A 21,173-nucleotide genomic window follows, 5' to 3' on the forward strand; every position below is an offset into this window, starting at 1 on the left:
ACATTCCGAACCCGGAAGCTAAGCCTCACAGCGCCGATGGTACTGCAGGGGGGACCCTGTGGGAGAGTAGGACGCCGCCGAACAATCATTCAGAAGAACCCCCATCCGGATTCCGGATGGGGGTTCTTCGCGTTTCCCCCGGAATTGCCGGAATCACGACACGAGGTGCGGCGACGCGCCCCGGAGCAGGTGCGTGTCCTCGGAGAGCAGTATGCGTATCACCAGGTAGTCCCCCCAATGCGACGTCCGGGCGGACCTGCGCGGACCGGCCTCCGATGGCAGGGCTTGCGCGGGGGGCCGGGGCTAGCCTGGCCCGCATGTACAACGACGGTCTGGTGACGTGCACCGCGGGTGAGCTCGTGATTCGCCGGTACTACTTCCCGTTGGCGTCCGCCAAGCGCATCCCGTACGGGCGGATCCGCGGGCTGCGGCAGGTGCCGCTGACCCGGGTCGGCGGGCGGTGGCGGATCTGGGGTTCCGGGGACTTCGTGCACTACTTCAACCTCGACCTGGGGCGGATCGACAAGAGCGTGGCCTTTGTCGTCGACCTCGGGGCCAGGGTCAAGCCGGTGATCACCCCGGACGAGCCGGAGCGGCTGGCGGCGGCGATGGCCGCGCACAGCATCCCGGTGACCCGGGGGTAGTTCCGGCGCCCTCGATACGCCGTGCCGGGGCCTCAGTTCAGCGCGGCGCGGGGTGGGCGGGGCCAGGTGGGGTGGTGCTGGTCGATCACGTAGTGGTGGCCGTGCTGCCAGCTGCCGTCGGCGGTGGGGCGGGCGTCCGCGAGGTGGGGGTGGCCGAGCGGCAGGTCGGTGTGGCGGTGGCTGAGGGCGTCCGGGTCCCGGGTGGGCCACAGGGCGGTGGCGGCCAGGGCGGCGGCGAGCGCGATCGCGCCCAGGACGACCGCGGTGGCGGGGAGTCCGGCGCCGGCGGCGAGCCAGCCGGCCAGCGGGTAGGTGAGCAGCCAGCAGCCGTGTGACAGCGAGAACTGGGCGGCGAACGCGGCCGGCAGGTCCGGGTCGGCGGCGGAGCGGCGGAGCACCCTGCCGCCGGGTGTCAGGACGGCCGAGCCGGCGGCGCCGATCAGGGCCCAGGCGGCGAGCAGGGCGAGCCAACTACCGGTGCCGGCCGGGGCGGCGGTGATCGCGGTGACGGCGAGGAGGACGCCGGGCAGCGCGAAGGCGGCGGGCAGCATGACGGACCGGTCGCTGACCCGGGCGAGCAGCCGCGGCAGCAGCAGGGCGGCGAGCATCGAGCCGACGCCGTACGCGCCGAGGGCCAGCGAGACGGCGCCGGCCGGGCGGTGGAAGTGGTCGCGGACCACGTTGACGGTGTCGACGAAGACGATGGCGCCGGCCGCCGCCACCGCGAGGTCCAGGGCGAGCAGTGCCCGCAGCCGTGGGGTGGCCCGGAACAGCCGGGTGCCGAACGCGGCCTTGCGGTAGATCCCGTCGGCGCGCTCGACCGGCCGGGGCCTGGGCAGCACCACGGAGACGACCAGGGCGGCGGAGGCGAGGAAGCCTGCGGTCGTCCCGGCGAACAGCCAGTGGTACGGGACCACGGACAGCAGCAGGGCGGCGAGGGCCGGGCTGAACAGCGATTCGAGGTCGTAGGCGAGCCGGGACATCGACAGCGCCCGGGTGTAGTCGCGTTCGGCGGGCAGTACCTCGGGGATGGTGGCCTGGAAGGTCGGGGTGAAGGCGGCGGAGGCGGCCTGGAGCAGGAAGATCAGGACGTAGATCTGCCAGACCCGGTCGACGAACGGCAGGGTGAGGGCGACGGCGGCCCGGGTGAGGTCCATGGCGACCATCAGGGTGCGCCGGGGGACCAGCCCGGCGAGGGCTCCGGCGACCGGGGCGACGGTCACGTACGCGACCATCTTGATCGCCAGTGCGGTGCCGAGGACGGCGGAGGCGTCGCTCCCGGCGATCGAGTACGCCAGCAGCGAGAGCGCCACGGTGGCCAGGCCGGTGCCGACCAGGGCGACGACCTGGGCGGTGAACAGGTGGCGGTAGGTGCGGTTGCGCAGCACGGTCAGCATGGGCCCGTCCCGGGGCGGCGGTGGGGGTGGTGGTGCGCCTATCATAGGCAATGCGTGCGTACCTGTGCACCTGTTCGGCGGCCGGAACGACCCCGCGCGGACGGGCCGGGGTCAGTCGTGCGGCGGGAGGTGCCCGATCTGGTGGTCGGCGACGTTCAGCGCCTCGTCCACCAGCCGGCGCAGGTGTCCGTGGCGCAGCGAGTAGACCACCCGCCGGCCGTCCTTGCGGGTGGCGACCAGCCCGGCCAGCCGCAGCTTGGCCAGGTGCTGGCTGACCGACGGCCGGGCGGCGCCGGTCGCCTCGGTCAGCGTGGTCACGTCCGCCTCGCCCCGGCCGAGCCGCTCCAGCAGCGCCAGCCGGGTGCGGTCGGCCAGCAGGGAGAGGACGGAGGCGGCGACGTCCAGTCGCGCCTCGGCTCGCTGCTGCGAGCGGTGTGCATCTGCCAGATTGGCGCCGGAGCTCATTCCTGAATCCTAGACCGCGTGCGCAGGTGCGCTCATGACGACGGACCGCGTCGGCGGCGGAGGTAGGCCCAGGTGACGGCGGTCAGCAGCGGGCCCCAGAGCAGCAGCGGGGCGTAGCAGGTGACCAGGACGACGGTGTGCCAGTCGCCGGACAGCATCGGGAGGCCGTGGCGCAGCGGCCGGCCCCGGAAGTCGCGGCCGGTCGAGACCAGCACGGTGAACAGCAGCGTGCCGACGGTGAGCACGGTGGCGCCCAGCGCGGCCGGTACGACGGCCGCCGCGACCGGGATGCGGCGGCCGCCCAGCAGCGGGAGCCTGCGCGGGACCACCTCGCCCCAGCGGGCGACCAGGCCGAGCGCGGTGAACGCGAGCAGCTCGGAGCCGGCCGACAGCAGGACGACGTACAGCTCCAGGGGCAGCCACCACGGGAGGTTGCCGGAGTCCTGCACCGCGTCGCCGTCCAGCGGGACGTGGAAGGTGCAGGTGGCGATCCGCCAGGCGCTGGACGGCAGGACGGTGAGCGGCACCGCCCGGGCGGCGAGCCCGGCCCAGCGCGGAACGCCGGGGACGGGGGTGTGGGCGTCGGCCCAGGCGGTGCGCAGGCGGCCGGTGGCGGGCGGGAGTTGGGCGAGGGCGGTCATGCGGGGCTCTCCGGTGCGGCGGGGGGTGGTGCGCCAACGCTCGCAGCCGGACCGGGGGGTGGGCCTCGACCGGGAGGAGGAACCGGCTCCCCCGGGGGAGGGAGCCGCGGTCGAGCCCGCCGCTGAGCCCGTCGGTGAGCCTGCCGGTGAGCCGCCGCTGAGCCGTTGTCGAGCCAGCGTCGGCCTGCTGCGCGCGTCGGGGGTCAGCCCGCGCGCTGCTCGGCCGGCTGCTCCTCGGCGACGGGCGCCGGGGCCGGTTCGAGGTCGCCCATTCGCGGGATCGCGAACAGCGCGGCCAGGATCAGCGCACCGGCGATGACGATCGGGGTGCGGATGCCGACCGTGGAACCGATCCAGCCGCTGAGGCCGGCGCCGATCAGCATCCCGATCCGGGAGAGCATCAGGTAGCAGCTGTTGACCCGGCCGAGCAGCTCCTTGGGCACGGTCTGCTGGCGCAGCGAGATCGCCTGGACGTTCCAGGTGACCACGCCGAAGTTGCCGAGCGCGAACAGCGGCGCCACCACGAACACCGAGGGGCTCAGGCCCATCAGCAGCAGCGAGGAACCCATCAGCACGAAGGCGAGGGTGATCCGGGCCCGTCGGCCCAGCCGCTCGCCGATCCGGCCGGCCACCATGCTGGCGGCGGTGCCGCCGGCCACGCCGGTGGCGAGCACGGCGCCGAACGCCCAGGTGGGCTCCTGCAGGGTGCGGGTGACCAGCAGCGCCATCATGGTGATGCCGAGGGAGGAGGCGCCCGCGGCCACGGCGGAGAGCGAGGCGACCAGGCGCAGTTGCCTGTGCCCGTACAGCCAGCGGACGCCCTCGCGGACCTCGGCCATGACCCGGCGCTCGGACCGCGCCCGGGGGGCGCCGGAGCGGCCGGTCGCGGCGACCAGGACGGCGGCCAGGGCGAAGGAGACGCCGTCGACGGTGAACGGGTAGCCGGCCGCGATCGCGAACAGGGTGGTGCCGACCAGCGGGCCGATCATCCGGCCGACCAGCAGGCCGCCCTGGAGGCGGCCGTTGGCGACGTCCAGCTGCTCGGAGCGGACCACGTCCGGGATGGTGGAGGTGGCGGCGTTGACGAACACCGTCTCGCCGCAGCCGAGGACGAAGGCCAGGGCGGCGAGCAGGGCGAGCGGCGGGGTGGTGGAGAAGACCCAGGCGGCGAACCCCAGCAGGATGGCGGCGCGGCCGAGGTCGATCGTCCACATCAGCCGGCGGCGGTCGAAGCGGTCGGCGATGACGCCGCCGAACAGGGCCATCAGCAGCCAGGGGAGGGATCCGGCCACCGCGACCACGGACACCGCCGACGGGGAGTCCGAGATGGCCAGGGCGAGCAGCGGAAGCGACGAGTCCCGCATGCCGTCGCCGACCGCCGAGATCGACGAGGCCGACCACAGCATGGTGAATTTCCGGCCCAGTTGGGGCCTGGTGCGGTGCGGGGGTGTCGGTAGGCTGGCTGAGGTCACCGACGCAGTATGGCATGACCTCTACATGTTTGGGCGCCCCTTCACCGACCATTTCCAGCTGGCATCCCGGCGTCCGGAAACCCCCTTGACGAGGGTGGCGAGGCCGCCGCTCGAGCCGGTTCCGGCACCACCGGCCCGGCCGCTCGTCAGTGCTGGAGGCCGGCGGAGAGCGAGAATCCGGCGAACCGGGCCCGCTGGGTGCTGGCCGGGCCCCAACTGGTGTCGTGGCCGCCGTAGAAGGTCGAGAAGAGCACCCCGCCGAAGGGGATCGAGGAGATCCCGGAGGCGACCTTTGCCGAGTACACCTGGCGGCCGTCGTACCAGACGGTGACCTCGCCGGTGTTCCGGTTCACCGACTGCTCGACGGTGTGCCAGCGGTCGTCGCCCTGGAAGTGCCAGTCGCCCAGGCCCTCGTCCACACCGTAGCCGGTCGGACCGGAGTTGGTCGGGGTGTACAGGTAGACCTCGCCGTTGTCGGGGCTGCCGTTGGCGCCCCGCCACATGTAACGGGTGGACCAGCCCGCGCCGTGGTTGCCGCCGGACTCCTGGCCGATCTTCCCGCCGTACAGGCCCGGCAGCTTGCCGGCCTTGCCCCAGTCGCGGCCGGCGGGGAACCGGAGGGAGTACTTGAGGTCCAGGGTGGAGCCCTGGGCGAGGGCGGACAGGCCGAGCGCGTTCAGGTCGGTGTAGAACTGGCCGCCGCCCGGATTGGGGCAGTCGGTGCAGGAGTTGGCGGAGGAGCCGGCGCCGTACGTCACCTGGAGCGCGGGGCCGCCGTCGGGGGCGGTCGGGTCCTCGACGGCGGCGAAGTCGCTTGCGCCCCAGGCGCCCTGGCCGGCGACACCCCAGGAGCGCTGCCACTGGGCGGAGCCGTAGCCGCGGAAGCCGCCGGTCCAGGCGGCCGAGCCGCTGGGCGCGGGGGCGGCGGTGGCGGAGCCGGTGGGCGGGTGGGCGCGGGCCCCTGCGGGGGTGGCCGCGCAGCCGGCGGCGGTGAGCAGGGCCAGGGCGGCCAGGGCGGCGGTACGCGCGGAGCGGTGCATCGATGGCTCCTCGGTCGGCGGTTGATCCGTACAGATCATGCCGCACGCCCGGGTCGCGCTGGGGTAAAGAGCGGGGAAGGGAAGGGGAAAGGCCGTGGGCGGGGGGGGGGGGGGGGGGGGGGGGGGGGGAGGGAGCACCCCTCCGCCGAGCGAGGGCGGGGGAGGGGGGCGGGGGGACGGGGAGGAGGAGGACAACGCCCATACTTCCCCTCCCTCCCCCCCCCCCCCCCCCCCCCCCCCCCCCCCCCCCCCCCCCCCCCCCCACGGCCGTTGTAAAGCGGCGTCAGGAGTCAGGAGTCAGGAGTCAGGCGTCAGGCGTCAGGCGGCCAGGGTGCCGAGGGCGGTGAGGGCGGCGGTGGCGAAACCGTGGTCCTGCTCCGGGGCGCCGCCGCCGATGCCGAGGGCGCCGATCAGCCGGCCGTCGCGGCGGACCGGGACGCCGCCGGCGATGAACAGCAGCGGGCGGTCCAGCGCGGTCGGCAGCGAGTGGAACGGGCCGTCCGGCTTCACCAGGTCGACCAGGTCGGCGGTCGGGGCGTCCAGCTGGAGCGCGGTGTAGGCCTTGCGGGTGCTGGTCTCGCCGGAGATCAGCACGGCGCGGTCGTCGCGGCGGAAGGCCAGCAGGTGCCCGCCGGCGTCCAGGACGGTGACGCTGACGGTCACCCCGGCGGCCTCGGCGGCGGTGTGGGCGGCGCGGACCAGGGTCTCGGCCTCGGCGGTGGTCAGGGTGGTCAGGGTGGTCAGGGTGGTCAGGGGGGTGGCGGCGGTGGTGCTCATGGTGGCGCTGCTCCTGGGGAACGGGGGGACAGGGGGACGGGGAACGGGGGATGGGAGAAGGGGAGGGGCGGTCAGTGGCGGACGGGGGTTCGGGGCGCGGGGGCGACGCCGGTGGTGGTGGTGGCGGCCCGGTGCCGGTCGCGGCGTTCGAGGGCGGCGGACCACAGGGCGAGCAGCAGGGCGGCCGCGGCGAGCAGGGCGCCGACCCAGTTGGGGGCGGTGTAGCCGAGCCCGGCCGAGATGACCAGGCCGCCGAGCCAGGCCGCCAGGGCGTTGCCGAGGTTGAAGGCGCCGATGTTGACGGCCGAGGCGAGGGTGGGGGCGCCGTGGGCCTGGTCGAGGACGCGCTTCTGCAGCGGGGGAACGGTGGCGAAGCCGAGGGCGCCGACCAGCAGGATCGTCACGGCGGCGGCGACCTTGTCGTGCGCGGTGAGGGTGAACAGGGCCAGGACGACGGCCAGGCCGCCGAGGGTGGTGTACAGCAGGGGCATCAGCTTGCGGTCGGCGAACCTGCCGCCCAGCAGGTTGCCGAGGAACATCCCGACGCCGAACAGCACCAGCAGCCAGGTGACCGCGCCCTCGGAGTAGCCGGCGGTGTCGGTCATCATCGGGGCGATGTAGGTGATCGCGGCGAAGACACCGCCGAAGCCGAGGACGGTCATCGCCATCGCGAGCAGTACCTGGGGATTGCGGAAGGCGGTCAACTCGCCGCGCAGGCGGGCGCCTTCGGGTCGGGGCAGGCTGGGGACGAGCTTGCCGATGCCGAGCAGGCCGAGCAGTCCGAGGGCGGCGACGCCGGTGAAGGTGGTGCGCCAGCCGACGGCCTGGCCGATGAAGGTGCCCAGCGGGACGCCGACGATGTTGGCGACGGTGAGCCCGGTGAACATGGTGGCGATGGCGCCGGCCTTCTTCTGCGGGGCGACGAGTTCGGCGGCGACGACCGAGCCGATGCCGAAGAACGCGCCGTGGGCCAGCGAGGTCACGATCCGTCCGGCGAGCATCAGCGGGAAGGTGGGCGCGACGGCGGACAGCAGGTTGCCGATGACGAACAGGCCCATCAGCAGCATGAGCATGGTCTTGCGGCTGATCCGGGTGCCGAGCACGGTCATCAGCGGGGCGCCGATGACCACGCCGAGTGCGTAGCCGGTGACCAGTAGGCCGGCGGTGGGGACGGTCACGCCGTAGTCGTCCGCGATCTGGGGCAGCAGGCCCATGATCACGAACTCGGTGGTTCCTATCCCGAAGGCCCCGATGGCCAGGGCGAGAAGTGCGAGGGGCATGGCGCGACCTCCGTGCGATTGCTAGTGCGCCTTACGTGCCTCGACAATAGTTGCAAGCGCGGGCTATGTGCAAGTGCGGGCATTCACCCTCGACATGCCGGGGCCTAAACTGGAGGCCTGCTCGCACCTGGCTCGCACCTGGAAGGAGACCGGGCCGATGACCGCCACGGACCCCGCGCTGACCGCCCTCGCCAACGGCTGGGCCGCCCTGTACGTCCTGTACGGCAGGATCGAGGCGCACATCGAGCGCGCCCTCCAGGCGCAGCACGACCTGAGCGTGCGCGAGTACTCGCTGCTCGACGTGCTCAGCCGCCAGCACGACGGCGAGGGCGGCCACCTCCAGATGAAGCAGGTCGCCGACGCGGTCGTGCTCAGCCAGAGCGCCACCACCCGGCTGGTCTCCCGGTTGGAGGACCGCGGGCTGCTCGCCCGCTACCTCTGCCCCACCGACCGCCGCGGCATCTACACCGACGTGAGCGAGGACGGCCTGCGGCTCCTGGCGCAGGCCCGGCCGACCAATGACACCGCGCTGCGCGAGGCGCTCGACGAGGCCGCCCGCAACCCGGAGCTGGCCCCACTGGTCGCGGCCGTCGAGGCGGTCGACCCGCCCGCGCTGCTGCGGCGGCCCTGAGCGGCGCAGGCGGTCGGCGTACGGGGGACGGCGTACGGGGGACGGCGTGCGGTCGGCGTACGGGGGACGGCGTACGGGCGGGGCGTGCGGGCAGGGTGCACAGGGGGGCGTACAGGGAAAGCGTCGGGCGGGCCCGTGGCACTCGGTGTGCCGTGGGCCCGCCCGGGTTGCGTGCGGAGCGGCCGTCGCGCCGCCGCGGCGGGTCAGTGCGGGAGGACCGCGTCGGCGGTCGCCGGAAGCGGGTAGGCGTCCGGGTCGACCGGGCCGGGCAGGTCGGTGGCCGGGCGGGCCGGGGCGGTGGGGTCCGGCAGCGAGGGCTGGGCGGGCGGCGCCTGGACCTGGTTGAACGGCACGCCGGGCGGCGCCTGGACCGGGGCGGCCCGGCCGGCCGCGAGCGGGCTGCGGCTCCGGGCGTCACAGGCGGCCTGGGCTTCCAGGCTGTCCGGGCTCTGGGTGGCGGGCTGGTTGCCGGTGAAGCAGTTGCCCGGGTCGGCGGAGGCGAGCACGAGGTCGACGCCGTTGCCCTCGGTGCGGTTGCCCTTGACCAGGTTGCCGGCGGCCGGGTGTCCGGGCGGGTCGGTGACGATCACGCCGGCCGCGCGGTTGCCCTTGACCAGGTTGCGCTCGACCCGGTTCGCGGTGCCGCCGCCGATCCCGATGCCGATGCCGAAGCCGCCGTCGGCCTGCTCGGGGGTGTCGGAGGCGTTGTTGTCGGTGACGGCGTTCCCGGCGATCACTGCGCCGTGCTGGGGGGCGAGGGCCTCCAGGTCGTTGGAGTTGACGGTGACGCCGACCCGGTTGCCGACCACCCGGTTGCCGAGGAACCAGAGGTTGTCCGAGGCGTTGGTGATCTCGATGCCGACCGCGTTGCGCTCCACGGTGTTGCCGCGCACCAGGGTGTCGCAGGGCTTGCACTGGCCGACGTAGACGCCGGAGTCGGCGCCGCCGGAGGCGTAGGACTCCTCGATGATCCCGGCCCGGGCGTCGAAGGCGTAGATCCCGTACAGGCCGTTGTTGTAGGCGGTGACCCGCGTCGCCCGGAAGCCCTGGAGGGCGGGGAAGCGGGTGGTGTCCAGCGGGTTGTAGGCGGAGCCGCCGGCGCCGCGCTGCTGGAGCCTCTCGTCCGTGACGCCGGTGAACAGCACGCCGTTGGCGAGGTAGCCGTGCACGGTGAGGTTCTCCACCACCGAGCCGGCGCCGGTGACGGTGACCCCGTTGACCAGCCGCACGCCGCCGTCCAGCACCACCGCGTTGCGGTCGGTGCCGCGCAGCACGATCCGGGGCTTGGTGATCCGCACGCTCTCCTGGTACGTCCCGGGGGACACCAGGACGGTGTCGCCCTCGCGGGCGACGTCCACCGCCTTCTGGACGGACGGGAAGTCCTGCGGGACGCGGACCACGGTGCCCTCCGGGTGGCGGGCGTCCGAGGAGGGGCCGCCCGCCGAGGAACAGCCGGCCAGGGCCAGGGCGGCGACCAGCAGGGCGGGCAGGGCGCGGACCGGGCCGCGCGGACGGTGCGGACGGCGTCGCGGTGCTTCGGAGGCGGATTGACGGACGGTCAAAAGTTGCATACGGGGTGTTCTATCGTCTCCAATGTCGGTCATGCATGCCGAAACCGGAAAGGCGCGGAAACAGCCGGGGACCGCCAGCGGCGGGGTGGACCGGAGGACGCTGATCGCGGGCGGCGGCGCGGTGCTGGCCGCCGGGGTCGGCGCGGGGGCCGTGGCGCTCGGGCGCGGCCCGGCCGCCGCACCGCCGCCGCCCCCGGCGGTGCCGGAGACCCCGTTCCACGGCGACCGGCAGGCCGGGGTGACGGCCCCGCAGCAGCCGGCCACCCTGCTGCTCGCCCTCGACCTGGCGCCCGCCGCCACCTCCGACGGACGGGCCGTCCTGCGCTCCCTGCTGGGGGAGTTGACCCGGGTGCTGGCCGACGCGACGGGCGGCAGCCCGGCCGATCCCCGGTTGCGGGACGGCGAACCGGCGCGGCTCAGCAGCCTGGTCGGGGTCGGGCCGGGGCCGGCCGCCCGGCTCGGGCTGAACGTCCCGCCCGAGCTGGCGGAGCTTCCGGCCTTCCCCGGGGACCGGCTGGACCAGGCGCGCGGCGGCGGTGACCTGGTGGTCCAGCTGTGCGCCGCGGACCGCTGGCCGCTCACCGTGGTAGCCGAACTCCTCGGCGGCGCGGCGAAGTCGGCGGGCGCGACGGTGCGCTGGAGCCAGCCCGGCTTCCTGCCGCGCACGCCCCCGGGGACCACCCCGCGCAACCTCTTCGGCTACAAGGACGGCACCGCCAACCCGAGCCCGGCCGAGGCCCAGCAGTGGGTCTGGGGCCGACCCGGCCCGTACGAGCACGGCACCGTCCTGGTCTACCGCCGGATCCGGATGGACATCGCCGGCTTCGCCGCCCTCCCCGAGGACCGGCGCGACCTGGCGATGGGCCGCCGACGCGGCGACGGCGCCCCGCTCACCGGCACGGCCGAGCACGAGGACCCGGACATCTACGCCAAGAACCCGGACGGCTCGTACGTCATCCCCAACAGCGCCCACGTCCGGCTCAGCAGCCCCCGGCTCGACTCCGGCGCCCGGATGCTGCGGCGCGGCTACAGCTACGACGACGCCCCCGACGACCGGGGGCTGCTGTTCTGCGCCTTCGTGCGGGACCCGGCGCAGTTCACCCGGGTGCAGAACCGGCTGGCGGCCAAGGACGCGCTCAACCCCTTCCTGGTGCACACGGCTTCCGCGGTGGCCTACGTGCTGCCGGGGGTGCGGGAGGGCGGGGTGCTGGGCGAGGGGTTGTGGGGGTGACGGGGCGGGGCGCGAGGAGGAGCGGCCGGGGCGAGCGGTTGAGCGGCGGGGGCGAGCGGTCGAGCGGCCGGCCGGACGGCCTCACCAGGTGACCGGGATCGCGGCCGGGCTGCGGGTGGTGCCGCCCAGCTGCCAACTCAGCTGCTCCAGCGGGGTGGTGAGGCGGAGGCCGGGCAGGGCGGTGGCCAGCCGGCGGAGCGATTCGCGCAGTTCGAGGCGGACCCGCCAGGCGCCGATGCAGTAGTGCGGGCCGACGCTGAACGCGAGGGTCGGTGCGTCGAGCGGGGTGCCCAGGTCGGCCTCGATCCCATCGGGGAAGACCGCGGTGTCCCGGTTGGCGCTGCCGAGGCTCGCGGCGACCACGGCCCCGGCCGGGACGGTCACGCCGCCGACGTCGACCGGGGCGGTGGCGCGGCGGAGGGTGGCCTCGTCGTCCCCCAACGGGATGTAGTGCAGCAGGCGTTCGGCGGTGTGCTCGGTGACCACCGGGTCGGTGAGCCGGCGCCAGTGCTCGGGGCGCTCACCCAGGAGGTAGACCAGGGCGTTGCCGAGGGCGCCGGTGACGCTCTCGTTGCCGCTGGCGGTGAGGCCGAGGACGAGGAAGGCGAGCGCGTCCCCGGGGACGCCGCCGTCCCGGTCGGCGGCCAGCACCAGTCGGCTGACCAGGTCCGGGCCGGGGCTGCGGCGCCGGCGTTCGATCAACTCCTCGGTGAAAGCGCCGAATTCGGCGAGAGCCTCGGTCCGTCCAGCTTGCTCGGCCTCCTCGGCCTGCTCGGCCTGCTCCGGTTCCTGGTCGCCGCCGCCCTGGGCGAGCAGGGCGACGGTCCAGTGCCGCAGTCGCTCTTCGTCCAGGCGGTCCGGGCCGTCGCCGTCCAGGCCCATCAGCCGGGCGGTGACGGCGAAGGGCACCGGTCGGGTGAAGGCGGTGACCAGGTCGGCGGGCGGCCCGGCGGCGAGCAGCGCGTCCACCGACTGCTGGACGGCGGCCGCGACCCAGGGCTGCCAGCTCGCGATGGCGCGCGGGGTGAACGCCCGCTGGACGGTGGCGCGCAGGCGGCGGTGGGCGTCGCCGTCCTGGTTGAACAGCGAGGCCGGGTTGGCGGCGACGTCGGCGGTGCTGCCCGCGGTGCCGACCTCGTGCAGGTCGCTCCGGGTGAGGCGGGGGTCGCCGAGGACCTGCCGGACGTCGTGGTAGCGGGTGACGAGCCAGGCGGGGGTGCCGTCCGGGAGGGTGGTCGGGTGCGGCGCCTGGGCGGGGGTGAAGGGGAGCCGGTGGAGCGGCGGTGGCGGTGGCGGGGTGTCGGTGCAGGTGCCGGTGTCGGCTGCGGGGGAGGACATGGAACCCTTCGGGGTCGGCGGCGCTGCGGGGCACGGGCATCCAACTGTCATATTTTCTGAGGGAATTGGATCCTTCTGACGGTTTTCCCGTTTCGGCCCGATGCTACGCCCCCGAACCCTCCGTCGGTGGTCTCAACGCCCCCACTCGGGTGCCGGGTCGGTCGGCAGCAGCGGCCGCACCGCGCCCAGCACGGCGCCGATGCAGGCGTCGCGCAGCTCCGCCCGGGTGCAGCTCGGCTCGGTCAGCCAGTCCACGACCAGCACCCGGACGAACACCAGCCAGCTGCGCAGGACTTGGGAGACGGCGAGGCGGCCGTCCTCGTCCGCCAGCGGCAGGACGGCGAGCAGTCGGCCGCGCAGGGCGTCCAGTTCCTCGGTGATGATGGTCTGGACGACCGGGTCCCCGGCCAGCTCGCGGTTGGCGGCCAGCACGGTGTGCCGGTTGGCGACGAAGTGGTCGAGATGGGCGTCCAGGCCCTCGATCAGCTGCTCGACCAGGGTGTCCGCCGGGTCGAACCTGGTCCGGGCCAGCAGGTCGTCCGAGGCCTGCCGGTGGACCGCCGCGAACAGTTCGCGCTTGCCGGCGAAGTGCCGGTAGAGCAGCGCGCGGGAGACCCCGGCCTGCTCGGCGACCTCCTCCATCAGCACGTCCTCGTACGGCCGGGCGGCGAAGGCCCGGGCGCCGACGGCGAGCAGCTGGGCGCGGCGTTCGGCGGGGGAGAGGCGTCGGCGGCGCTCGTGAACGGGCATGCGGCACAGGCTACTTGACACATGTCCAGTAGTGGGCGCTAGCTTGGTGGGAGTGTTGGTTGACACGTGTCAACTGGCATCCGACGGGTGAGGGGCGGTCGGCTCATGGCACAGGCGAAGGCGAAGGCGAAGGCGCAGGCGCAGGCGCAGGCGCAGGCGACGGGGCGGGGAACGGCGCGGGCGACGGCGAAGGCGAAGGCGCTGTGGGTGCTCGCCTGGATCATGGGCGTCTCCAGCGTGCTGATCGGGTGCGAGCACCTGTTCGGCGGGTCGCTGGGCTTCCCCGGGATCCCGGACCCGGGCCCGACGGTCGACAGCTTCGGCCGCTTCATGGGCGCGGTCTTCATCGGGTACGGCGTGGCCTGGATCCGGGCCGCCCGGCAGACGCCGGTGCCCGCACGGGAGGTGCGGTGGCTGACGGCGGTGCTCCTGCTGGGCGGCCTCGGCCGGGTGCTCGGCCTGGCGGTCGACGGGCGGCCGCACTGGTTCCAGCTGGTGCTGATGGGGCTCGAACTCGGGCTCCCGGCGGTGTACTTCTGGCTCGCCGACGCGGACGAGCGGGCCGCCCGGGGCTGAGCCCCGGGGCACCCCAGGGCCGAGCCCCCGGGGCACCCCAGGGCCGAGCCCCCGGGGTGCCCGCCCGTCCGGGGCCCCGCCGGTCCGGGGGTGGTCGGGTCAGACGGCGAAGACCCGCAGGTGCTCGGCGAGGGTGGCCCGGTCGACGCTCGCGCCGGTGAGCGAGACGTACCCGTCCGGCCGGACCAGCACCACGGCCTCGCCGCGCAGGCCGTACGCGCGGGCGGCGTGGCCGTCAGGGTCGCGGACGGCGGCGACCCGCAGGCCGGGGAGGTCCTGGGGCACGGACGGGCCGGACCGGCCGTCCGGGGCCGGGTGGTCGCCGAAGGCCAGCAGGGTGAAGTGCGGGCCGCGGAACAGGTCGAACAGCCGGACCGGCGTGCCGTCCGCCGTGGTGCAGGGCGCGTCCGGGGCGCGGTCGCCCGCCCGGATGCCGGTGGTGTCGTCCAGGTCCCGGCCGAGCGGGCCGCCGCGGTAGTCGATCGAGAGCCCGGTCAGGTCGGTGCCCCGGACGGCCAGGGTGCGGAACTGTTCGGTCAGCACGGTGGCGCCGTCGCCCCGGAACACCGCCTTGTGGTGGGCGGAGGTGGCGGCGAGGCTGGCCCGGGCGATCGGCTGGCGCTCCTCCTGGTAGCTGTCGAGCAGCTCGGCGGGTGCGCCGCGCAGCACGGCGGCGAGCTTCCAGGCCAGGTTGTGGGCGTCCTGGATGCCGGTGTTCATGCCCTGGCCGCCCGCCGCGGACTGGCAGTGGGCGGCGTCCCCGGCGAGCAGCACCCGGCCGTCGCGGTAGCGCTCGACCAGCCGGACGGTGGGGCGCCAGACGGTGGACCAGACCGGTTCGTGCATCCGGACCCCGGGCAGCCCGGCCCGTTCGGCGAAGAGCCGGCGGAAGGTCTCCAGGGTGGGCGCGGGCAGTTCGCCGTGCTCGTCCGGTTCGACGGCGGCGTGCACCGCCCACTTGCCGTCCTGCCGCATCGGGACGATCGCCATGGCGCCGCCGCCGAACTTCGGGTGGTTCCAGAGGTGCATGTGGTCGGGGTCCAGGCCGTCCAGGTCCATCGAGGCCATGATGAAGCGCTCCTCCTCCCAGGTCTCGCCGAGGAAGGGGATGCCGGCCAGCTTGCGGACGGTGCTGCGGCCGCCGTCGCAGCCGATCAGGTAGCGGGCGCGCAGCCGCGCCGTCCGGTCGCCCTGCCGGACGGTGGCGAGCACTCCGCCGGTGTCCCGGGCGCCGGCGATGTCCCGGGCGCCGGCGATGTCCTGGATGCCGACGGTGTCCGGGGCGCCGTCAGCGTTCTGGGTGCAGTCGGTCAGTTCGCTGCCGGTCTCGACCTTGACGCCGTACTCGGCGAGCCGGTCGCGCAGGACGGCCTCGGTCTGGTGCTGGGCGATCATCAGCATGCCGGTGTACGGGCGGTCGGGGGCCGGCGGCCGGGTGGCCCCGCGGTCGAACTCCTGGACCAGCCGGGTGCCCTCGTAGGTGCGGACCCCGAGGTCGAGCACGCCCCGGTCGAGGATCCGCTCGACCACGCCGAGGTCGTCGAACACCTCCAGGGTGCGCGGGTTGACGCCCTTGCCGCGGACGCCGGCGGTGCGGAACGCGTCGTCCCGCTCGATGATCCGGCAGTCGACGCCGGCCCGGGCCAGCCCGATGGCCAGCGTGAGCCCGACCGGGCCGGCGCCGACGATCAGGACGTCGGTGGTGGGTGTGAAGTCGTGCTGGAGTGCAGCGCGCATGGTGGACGCCCCCTGTCCAATCGGCCATAAGATACGGCGCGTTTCCTGTCTTCGACTGTAGGCTGCCCTTCATAAGAAACGCAACGTGTCTACGAGGGTCGGGTGCGGAAACCGGTGGCGAGTGGCAGAACGGGCGCCCCGCGGCGGCGCGGGGACGAACTGGAACGGGCGATCCTGGACGCCGTCTGGGAGGAACTGGCCGAGCACGGTTACGACCGGCTCACCATGGACGGCGTCGCCGCCCGTGCCCGCACCAGCAAGCCGGTGCTCTACCGCCGTTGGCCGAACCGGGTGGAACTGGTGGTCGCCGCCCTCGGCCGCAACGCCCCCGACTACCAGGAACCCCCGGACACCGGTGACCTGCGCACCGACCTGGCCGTCCTCCTGGGCAGCCTGCTGCACCGCTTCGACGACCTGCCGACCGACGCCGTCCACGGCTTCCTGGTCGACCTGATGCGCGTCCCCGAACTGCGCGCCGTCTTCCACCGGGGCCTCACCGCGCCGGGGCCGGTGGACGCGCTGGCCGCGATCATGCACCGGGCCGCCGGTCGGGGCGAGGTCGACCCGGCCCGGCTCACCCCACGGGTCGTCTCGCTGCCGCTGGACCTGCTGCGCGATGCCTTCCTGATGGGCGGTTCGGTGCCGACCGACCAGGTGGTCGCCGAGGTGCTGGACGAGATCGTGCTGCCGCTGCTCAGGGCGCCGGCCGGAGGGTAGGGCCGTCGGGCGGCGGACGCCCTCGGATGCCCGCCCTCGGATACCCCATACCCCTATCCCGTCATGACGAACGCCCTCCGGCGGCGATGTGCCGCCGGAGGGCGTCGGTGCGTGCGGGGCCGGTCCGGGTCCGGGGTCGGGTCAGGAGCGGACCAGGCGGGCGATGGCCTGGTTGGCCTCGCGGATCTTGGCGTTCGCCTCCTGGCCGCCCTCGGCGATGGCGTCGCGGACGCAGCATTCGATGTGCTCGTCCAGGAGTTGCAGGGCGAAGGACTGGAGGGCGCGGCTGGCGGCGGATACCTGGGTGAGGACGTCGATGCAGTAGGTGTCCTGCTCGACCATGCGCTGCAGGCCGCGGATCTGGCCCTCGATGCGGCGGAGCCGCTTGAGGAAGTCGTCCTTGTGGGGGCTGTAGCTGGCCATGGCCGTCTCCGGTTCCCGTGCGGTGAGGAGTTCCCTCACTCTACCGGGGCGGGGTGGGAGGGGAGTCGGCCCGGACGGACGTGCGGCCGCCGCCGCCCGGGCCGACGGGGCGTCAGGAGCCGAGCCGGCCGACCAGGTCGTAGCCGGCCTCGTCGATGGCGGCGGCGAGCTCGGTGTCGGCCAGCGGGGCCGTGCTGTCGACGGTGACCCGGCCGGTGGCGAGGTCGACCGCGACCTCGGTGACGCCGGTGACCTTCTTCAACTCGGCGGTCACCGAGCTGACGCAGTGACCGCAGGTCATGCCCGCCACCTGGAGGACGGTGCGCTCGGCGGCGGTGGCGGCGGGGGCTGCGGCGGCGCCGGTGCCGCACGAGCCGCAGCAGGAGCCCTCGGTGGCGGACGGCTCGACGGTGACGGTGGTCTCGCTCATGGTGTGCTCCTGTCGTCAGTGCGCGCGATGCCTTCCGGAGTGTCCCGGGCGGCTGCTTCGCCGGAGAACATACCATACCCCCCTAGGGTAATGGGAGGGGTGTTGGAGGCAGGCCTCGGGGAATCGGGGACGGGCCCCTACAGTGGACGGCGGGGACACACGGGAGACGTACGGAGCGGGGGCCGCGCCATGTCATGGATCTTCGGGAGGAACCAGCCGCCGAAGCGGGCACCGGGCGTGGCCGACCCGGGGCGGTGGCGGGTGTCGGCGTGCCGTGGTTCCTGAATACCCCGTATGGGTATACGGTCGCCGACAGGCCCCCAGGACGCGGGACCGAGGAAGGCGGACCACCACGATGCACGCGATCCTGCACGCGCTCTCCATCGCCGGGGCGATGACCTGGGAGATCACCTGGGCCCTGGTCCTCGGCTTCCTGCTCTCCGCCGTGGTGCAGGCCGTGGTCCACAAGTCCACCGTGGTGCGGCTGCTCGGGGACGACCGCCCGCGCACCCTCGCCGTCGCCTCGGCGCTGGGGGCGGCGTCCTCGTCCTGCTCCTACGCGGCGGTCGCGTTGGCGCGCTCGCTGTTCCGCAAGGGCGCGGACTTCACGGCGGCGATGGCCTTCGAGATCGCCTCGACCAACCTGGTGGTCGAACTCGGCGTGATCCTGGCCCTGTTGCTGGGCTGGCAGTTCACGGCGGCCGAGTTCGTCGGCGGGCCGGTGATGATCCTGCTGCTCGCCCTGCTGTTCCGGCTCCTCCTGCGCGACCGGCTGCTCCAGGAGGCCCGCGAACAGGCGGAGTACGGGCGGGCGGGTGCGATGGAGGGCCACGCCGCGATGGACATGTCCGTCGCGGGGGAGGGCTCCTTCGCCCGGCGGCTGTTCTCCGGGCAGGGCCTCACGTCGGTGTCGCACGTGTTCGTGATGGAGTGGGCCGCGATCCTCCGGGACCTGGTGGTCGGGCTGCTGATCGCCGGCGCGATCGCGGCGTGGGTCCCGGACTCGTTCTGGCAGGCCTTCTTCTTCGCCGACCACCCGCTGGCCGGGAAGCTGTGGGGCCCGCTGGTCGGACCGCTGGTGGCGATCGCGTCCTTCGTCTGCTCGATCGGCAACGTGCCGCTGGCGGTGGTGCTGTGGAAGGGCGGGATCAGCTTCGGCGGGGTGGTCGCGTTCATCTTCGCGGACCTGCTGATCCTGCCGATCCTGAACATCTACCGGAAGTACTACGGCGCGCGGACGGCGCTCTTCCTGCTCGGGACGTTCTACGCGGCGATGGTCGCGGCCGGGTACGTGGTGGAGCTCCTGTTCGGCGGACTGGGGCTGGTGCCGGACCAGCGGGACGCGGAGATCCCGATGTCGGGCGTGGAGTGGAACTACACCACCTGGCTCAACATCGCCTTCCTGCTGGTGGCGGCGGCGCTGCTCGTCCGCTTCCTCCGCACCGGCGGCCGCGCGATGCTGCGGATGATGGGCGGGGCGCCGGAGGCGGAGGGACCGATGGGGCACGAGCAGCACCGAGGCCACCACTGAGGCGGGCGGCGCGGGTTCAGACGGGCGGCAGGAGGTCGCTGTCGCTGACGGTGTACGTGAGCGGGGGGTAGGTGAAGTCCGTCTCCTGGTTCTCGCGGCGGCGCAGTCGGTAGAACTCCTGCCGCTGCTCCTCGTCGGCCGAGGTGAGGCGGGTGCCCTGGGGGAGGTACGGGTGCCCGTCGTCGCGGAACCGGAGGACGGTCCGGGAGGTGCGGAAGGTCAGGCCCAGCCAGACGTTGTCCGTCGCGGGGACGGGCTTGTCCAGGACGATCCGGTGCCGGAGGCGGCGGTTCGACTCGACGGAGAACACGATGACGCTGTTGTGGGTGAGGGGGAGCTCGAACCGTTCGCCCCCGACCGGCTCCTTCGACTCGACGATCAGCTTCCTCGGCGGGCCCGCATCGGGGTCCCGGTAGCAGGAGAAGACGGCTATGAACGAGCCCTCGGCCAGGTCGAGGGCCTGGTCGGAATGGGCGCCCATGGTCGTGTAGGCGTTCGTGCAGCTCTCGAAGAGGGCGTTGTCGAAGGCGAGCGGGAGCCCGGCGCGCTCCTGGATCCGCTGTGCCAGCCGTTCGTGGACCGGGCGGAAGTGCTGGGCCGGGTGGGCGTACCGGGTGGTGGTGCGGACGAGGGGCACGCCGCCCGTCCCGTCGGGCCTGGTGAGCGTGGTGCCCCGGCGGCCCTTCCCCAGCTCCTCCAGGAGGGCAGAGCCGGACAGTTCGGAGAACAGTCCGGGCTCGGTGGGCAGGGTGTGGGAACGGACCTGGTCCGAGATGCTAGGCACGAGGGGCACGGTAGTCCCCCGCGTTCATGCTGAAACGGAACCGGTCGCCGTAGTCGACGGCGTCCGAGCTCCGGTTCTCCTCGGCGTACAGCCTGCGCAGCTCGTCCATCCCGGTCTGGGTCGGCGGCTCCAACTCCACCAGTTCCCCGGCGGACTTGAGGAGGGTCCGGCCGTCCCGGTGGACGGCCTCGGTCTTCGAGCAGCGCGCCACGTACCCCAGGCGGGTCGGGAGCAGCTCGGCGTCCAGGGCCGAGGGCCGGATCTCGTGGGTGTAGAGGCGGTTGGTGGACAGCGGCACGAAGAGGACGGACCCGGGCGAGAGGGTCAGCTCGAACTGGGCGGGGAGTGACTCCCCGTGGGTGTCCCGGGCGGAGTCCTTGAGACGGAAGCGGAGGCTGGTCAGGCCGCTGGTGCGCCCGGTTCCGTGGTCGAAAGGGTTGTCGGCGAGGGGCTGGAGCTTGTCGAGGCCGTCGTAGAAGGTGCAGAAGGCCATGATGCCGTCGGCGGGCATGTCCTTGGTCTTGTCGGCGTGGGACGAGATCCTGGCCTTGGACTGCTTGCGCTCGGGCGTGGCCTGGGTGTTGTGGTAGGTCTGCGCGAGGACGTGGTTCAGCGGCGCGTGGCCGCGGAAGACGGTGGCGGCCTCGCGGTTCAGGGCGTCGACGATGTCGGCGTCCGTGGGGCCGAAGTTCTCCGTCGGGCCGGACAGGTTGGTGGAGCAGCGGAGCAGCCGGAAGTGCAGGTCGTCACCGGTGCGGGTGACGGGGGTGAGGTAGATCCCGCTGCGGTGGGCCGAACCGGGCTTGTCGGACTCGGTCAGGGACTGGAAGGTGTGCTCGGCGCGGATCCGGTGGAAGTGGTCGGCCCCGGGGTCGAAGAAGCGGGGGTAGTAGACCCCGGCGCCGTGCACCCGGACGGGCACCCGGCCGAGGCCGACGACGGGCCAGGGGGCGTCGGCGTGGTTGGCGGAGAGCTCCCGGACGACGAACACGCGGGCGGCCGGGTCGAGTCGGCGGGCGTCGAGCGTGGAGACGTCGCCACAGAGGTAGACGGTCTTGCCGGCGAGGTCGGTGGAGGCGAGGTCTTCGGGCGGGACGGTGGCCCCGAAGAAGTCGAGGCGCGGGTCCGCCGTCGGCGCCACCAGGACGTTGTGCGCGTCCTCGATGCGTGCTTCGGTGCGGTCTGTCGTGTCCATCGATTGCTACCTGCCGTTCGCTGCCCTCGGAGTTGCGCGAGAAGTCGGGCGGCCGACTTCTCGCGCAGGCATGTTCAGGTGGTGGGGAGTTCGCCGGCCTCGACGGCCGAGACGAAGGACACCCATGCCTCGGAGGGGAGGACGAGCGCGGGGCCGCCGGGGTTCTTGGCATCGCGGACCGGATATCACGGACCGGGATATCGCGGACCGGGATATCGCGGACCGCGATGATGCCGGCGAACCCGTCGGGCGGTGCGTCAGGTACCGGCAGGATGATGCGGGCGCTCGGGGCCGCCCACACCGGGATACGGTTCCGGGCGGCCACCCCGGGCAGCGCCGAGACCCTCCTCACGGTCCTTCGGCAAGCCGCCCGCCATCCGTCGGGATGAACGGAGGCGGGGGGGGGGGGGGGGGGGGGGGGGGGGAGGGGATGGGGGGGGGGGGGGGGGGGGGGGAAGGAGGGAGGGGGGGGGGGGGGGAGAGGAGGAGGGGGAGGGAGGAGGGGAAGAGAGACGGCGGGGAGGGGTAGGGAGAAGAGGGCGA

General features: G+C 73.8%; 21 protein-coding genes, 1 rRNA gene and 1 pseudogene. 7 read left to right on the top strand and 16 right to left on the bottom strand.

All coding sequences use genetic code 11. The features are described from left to right. Positions 1 to 83 (top strand): 5S ribosomal RNA (gene rrf, locus ACZ58X_RS27525); the annotation flags it as partial. A gap of 234 nt (positions 84 to 317) precedes the next feature. Continuing rightward, on the top strand, positions 318 to 644 hold the full coding sequence (locus tag ACZ58X_RS27530; RefSeq protein ID WP_470336267.1) for a hypothetical protein: 327 nt from the start codon (positions 318 to 320) through the stop codon (positions 642 to 644). 32 nt (positions 645 to 676) lie between these two features. Here ACZ58X_RS27530 and ACZ58X_RS27535 read toward each other — a convergent pair whose 3' ends face one another. The 7 genes from ACZ58X_RS27535 to ACZ58X_RS27565 all read right to left on the bottom strand — a co-directional run bounded on the left by ACZ58X_RS27535 (position 677) and on the right by ACZ58X_RS27565 (position 7,716). Next, positions 677 to 2,041 (bottom strand): MFS transporter, encoded by a 1,365-nt coding sequence (locus tag ACZ58X_RS27535; RefSeq protein ID WP_470336268.1) that lies wholly within the window; start codon positions 2,039 to 2,041, stop codon positions 677 to 679. Between the two features lie 111 nt (positions 2,042 to 2,152). Continuing rightward, the gene (locus ACZ58X_RS27540) at positions 2,153 to 2,506 is read right to left on the bottom strand and encodes an ArsR/SmtB family transcription factor (RefSeq protein WP_470336269.1); all 354 of its coding nucleotides are present in this window, start codon (positions 2,504 to 2,506) and stop codon (positions 2,153 to 2,155) included. A 32-nt stretch (positions 2,507 to 2,538) separates the two neighbouring features. After that, complete coding sequence (locus tag ACZ58X_RS27545; protein ID WP_470336270.1) at positions 2,539 to 3,147, bottom strand: hypothetical protein; 609 nt, start codon at positions 3,145 to 3,147, stop codon at positions 2,539 to 2,541. 203 nt (positions 3,148 to 3,350) lie between these two features. After that, on the bottom strand, positions 3,351 to 4,619 hold the full coding sequence (locus ACZ58X_RS27550; RefSeq protein WP_470336271.1) for an MFS transporter: 1,269 nt from the start codon (positions 4,617 to 4,619) through the stop codon (positions 3,351 to 3,353). A 146-nt stretch (positions 4,620 to 4,765) separates the two neighbouring features. After that, positions 4,766 to 5,659 (bottom strand): polysaccharide lyase, encoded by an 894-nt coding sequence (locus ACZ58X_RS27555; protein ID WP_470336272.1) that lies wholly within the window; start codon positions 5,657 to 5,659, stop codon positions 4,766 to 4,768. 318 nt (positions 5,660 to 5,977) lie between these two features. After that, the gene (locus tag ACZ58X_RS27560; RefSeq protein ID WP_470336273.1) at positions 5,978 to 6,436 is read right to left on the bottom strand and encodes a GlcG/HbpS family heme-binding protein; all 459 of its coding nucleotides are present in this window, start codon (positions 6,434 to 6,436) and stop codon (positions 5,978 to 5,980) included. Between the two features lie 71 nt (positions 6,437 to 6,507). Continuing rightward, positions 6,508 to 7,716: an MFS transporter gene (locus tag ACZ58X_RS27565; RefSeq protein WP_470336274.1), complete on the bottom strand. Its 1,209-nt coding sequence runs from the start codon at positions 7,714 to 7,716 to the stop codon at positions 6,508 to 6,510. Positions 7,717 to 7,873: 157 nt separating this feature from the next. Here ACZ58X_RS27565 and ACZ58X_RS27570 point away from each other — a divergent pair, with 157 nt between their 5' ends. Then, a complete protein-coding gene (locus ACZ58X_RS27570; RefSeq protein WP_470336275.1) occupies positions 7,874 to 8,347 on the top strand; it encodes a MarR family winged helix-turn-helix transcriptional regulator in 474 nt (157 codons plus the stop codon). Positions 8,348 to 8,550: 203 nt separating this feature from the next. Here ACZ58X_RS27570 and ACZ58X_RS27575 read toward each other — a convergent pair whose 3' ends face one another. Then, positions 8,551 to 9,918, bottom strand: a complete 1,368-nt coding sequence (locus tag ACZ58X_RS27575; protein ID WP_470336276.1) for a right-handed parallel beta-helix repeat-containing protein — start codon at positions 9,916 to 9,918, stop codon at positions 8,551 to 8,553. Between the two features lie 31 nt (positions 9,919 to 9,949). Between ACZ58X_RS27575 and ACZ58X_RS27580 the strand changes: the two genes are divergently transcribed. Then, positions 9,950 to 11,149 (top strand): Dyp-type peroxidase, encoded by a 1,200-nt coding sequence (locus ACZ58X_RS27580; protein ID WP_470336277.1) that lies wholly within the window; start codon positions 9,950 to 9,952, stop codon positions 11,147 to 11,149. A gap of 81 nt (positions 11,150 to 11,230) precedes the next feature. Here ACZ58X_RS27580 and ACZ58X_RS27585 read toward each other — a convergent pair whose 3' ends face one another. After that, complete coding sequence (locus tag ACZ58X_RS27585) at positions 11,231 to 12,487, bottom strand: cytochrome P450 (protein WP_470336278.1); 1,257 nt, start codon at positions 12,485 to 12,487, stop codon at positions 11,231 to 11,233. Positions 12,488 to 12,619: 132 nt separating this feature from the next. After that, complete coding sequence (locus tag ACZ58X_RS27590) at positions 12,620 to 13,237, bottom strand: TetR/AcrR family transcriptional regulator (RefSeq protein ID WP_470336279.1); 618 nt, start codon at positions 13,235 to 13,237, stop codon at positions 12,620 to 12,622. Positions 13,238 to 13,342: 105 nt separating this feature from the next. Between ACZ58X_RS27590 and ACZ58X_RS27595 the strand changes: the two genes are divergently transcribed. Further along, entirely contained in the window at positions 13,343 to 13,813 is a 471-nt protein-coding gene (locus tag ACZ58X_RS27595) for a DUF4345 domain-containing protein (protein WP_470336280.1), read from the top strand. A gap of 99 nt (positions 13,814 to 13,912) precedes the next feature. Here ACZ58X_RS27595 and ACZ58X_RS27600 read toward each other — a convergent pair whose 3' ends face one another. Beyond that, positions 13,913 to 15,550 (bottom strand): FAD-dependent oxidoreductase, encoded by a 1,638-nt coding sequence (locus tag ACZ58X_RS27600; protein WP_470336281.1) that lies wholly within the window; start codon positions 15,548 to 15,550, stop codon positions 13,913 to 13,915. A 114-nt stretch (positions 15,551 to 15,664) separates the two neighbouring features. On the opposite strand from ACZ58X_RS27600, the gene ACZ58X_RS27605 reads away from it, so the two are divergent. Next, positions 15,665 to 16,267 carry a TetR/AcrR family transcriptional regulator gene (locus ACZ58X_RS27605; protein WP_470336282.1) on the top strand — a complete coding sequence of 201 codons (603 nt, stop codon included), beginning with the start codon at positions 15,665 to 15,667 and terminating at the stop codon, positions 16,265 to 16,267. 141 nt (positions 16,268 to 16,408) lie between these two features. On the opposite strand, the gene ACZ58X_RS27610 is transcribed toward ACZ58X_RS27605, so the two are convergent. Together ACZ58X_RS27610 and ACZ58X_RS27615 are read right to left on the bottom strand one after the other, a co-directional pair. Continuing rightward, positions 16,409 to 16,729: a metal-sensitive transcriptional regulator gene (locus ACZ58X_RS27610; RefSeq protein WP_465659489.1), complete on the bottom strand. Its 321-nt coding sequence runs from the start codon at positions 16,727 to 16,729 to the stop codon at positions 16,409 to 16,411. A gap of 73 nt (positions 16,730 to 16,802) precedes the next feature. Beyond that, positions 16,803 to 17,120, bottom strand: coding sequence for a heavy-metal-associated domain-containing protein (locus ACZ58X_RS27615; RefSeq protein ID WP_470336283.1), 318 nt, complete (start codon positions 17,118 to 17,120; stop codon positions 16,803 to 16,805). 355 nt (positions 17,121 to 17,475) lie between these two features. Here ACZ58X_RS27615 and ACZ58X_RS27620 point away from each other — a divergent pair, with 355 nt between their 5' ends. Further along, on the top strand, positions 17,476 to 18,651 hold the full coding sequence (locus tag ACZ58X_RS27620; RefSeq protein ID WP_470336284.1) for a permease: 1,176 nt from the start codon (positions 17,476 to 17,478) through the stop codon (positions 18,649 to 18,651). 16 nt (positions 18,652 to 18,667) lie between these two features. Here ACZ58X_RS27620 and ACZ58X_RS27625 read toward each other — a convergent pair whose 3' ends face one another. The 3 genes and pseudogenes from ACZ58X_RS27625 to ACZ58X_RS27635 all read right to left on the bottom strand — a co-directional run. After that, positions 18,668 to 19,435 (bottom strand): 2OG-Fe(II) oxygenase family protein, encoded by a 768-nt coding sequence (locus ACZ58X_RS27625; RefSeq protein WP_470336285.1) that lies wholly within the window; start codon positions 19,433 to 19,435, stop codon positions 18,668 to 18,670. Next, a complete protein-coding gene (locus tag ACZ58X_RS27630) occupies positions 19,428 to 20,630 on the bottom strand; it encodes a hypothetical protein (protein WP_470336286.1) in 1,203 nt (400 codons plus the stop codon). Before ACZ58X_RS27630 ends, ACZ58X_RS27625 begins: the two co-directional genes overlap by 8 nt. Positions 20,631 to 20,704: 74 nt before the next feature. Beyond that, a pseudogene (locus ACZ58X_RS27635) lies at positions 20,705 to 20,800 on the bottom strand (DUF397 domain-containing protein); the annotation flags it as partial. Between the last annotated feature and the right edge of the window lie 373 nt (positions 20,801 to 21,173).

Source organism: Kitasatospora sp. NPDC040550, from assembly GCF_055594965.1.

Coding starts and splice junctions, on each gene's coding strand:
- ACZ58X_RS27615 (WP_470336283.1), bottom strand. CDS start 17,120: ATGAGCGAGACCACCGTCACCGTCGAGCCGTCCGCCACCGAGGGCTCC.
- ACZ58X_RS27545 (WP_470336270.1), bottom strand. CDS start 3,147: ATGACCGCCCTCGCCCAACTCCCGCCCGCCACCGGCCGCCTGCGCACC.
- ACZ58X_RS27580 (WP_470336277.1), top strand. CDS start 9,950: ATGCATGCCGAAACCGGAAAGGCGCGGAAACAGCCGGGGACCGCCAGC.
- ACZ58X_RS27575 (WP_470336276.1), bottom strand. CDS start 9,918: ATGCAACTTTTGACCGTCCGTCAATCCGCCTCCGAAGCACCGCGACGC.
- ACZ58X_RS27565 (WP_470336274.1), bottom strand. CDS start 7,716: ATGCCCCTCGCACTTCTCGCCCTGGCCATCGGGGCCTTCGGGATAGGA.
- ACZ58X_RS27560 (WP_470336273.1), bottom strand. CDS start 6,436: ATGAGCACCACCGCCGCCACCCCCCTGACCACCCTGACCACCCTGACC.
- ACZ58X_RS27540 (WP_470336269.1), bottom strand. CDS start 2,506: ATGAGCTCCGGCGCCAATCTGGCAGATGCACACCGCTCGCAGCAGCGA.
- ACZ58X_RS27595 (WP_470336280.1), top strand. CDS start 13,343: ATGGCACAGGCGAAGGCGAAGGCGAAGGCGCAGGCGCAGGCGCAGGCG.
- ACZ58X_RS27630 (WP_470336286.1), bottom strand. CDS start 20,630: ATGGACACGACAGACCGCACCGAAGCACGCATCGAGGACGCGCACAAC.
- ACZ58X_RS27590 (WP_470336279.1), bottom strand. CDS start 13,237: ATGCCCGTTCACGAGCGCCGCCGACGCCTCTCCCCCGCCGAACGCCGC.
- ACZ58X_RS27620 (WP_470336284.1), top strand. CDS start 17,476: ATGCACGCGATCCTGCACGCGCTCTCCATCGCCGGGGCGATGACCTGG.
- ACZ58X_RS27585 (WP_470336278.1), bottom strand. CDS start 12,487: ATGTCCTCCCCCGCAGCCGACACCGGCACCTGCACCGACACCCCGCCA.
- ACZ58X_RS27555 (WP_470336272.1), bottom strand. CDS start 5,659: ATGCACCGCTCCGCGCGTACCGCCGCCCTGGCCGCCCTGGCCCTGCTC.
- ACZ58X_RS27530 (WP_470336267.1), top strand. CDS start 318: ATGTACAACGACGGTCTGGTGACGTGCACCGCGGGTGAGCTCGTGATT.
- ACZ58X_RS27570 (WP_470336275.1), top strand. CDS start 7,874: ATGACCGCCACGGACCCCGCGCTGACCGCCCTCGCCAACGGCTGGGCC.
- ACZ58X_RS27600 (WP_470336281.1), bottom strand. CDS start 15,550: ATGCGCGCTGCACTCCAGCACGACTTCACACCCACCACCGACGTCCTG.
- ACZ58X_RS27535 (WP_470336268.1), bottom strand. CDS start 2,041: ATGCTGACCGTGCTGCGCAACCGCACCTACCGCCACCTGTTCACCGCC.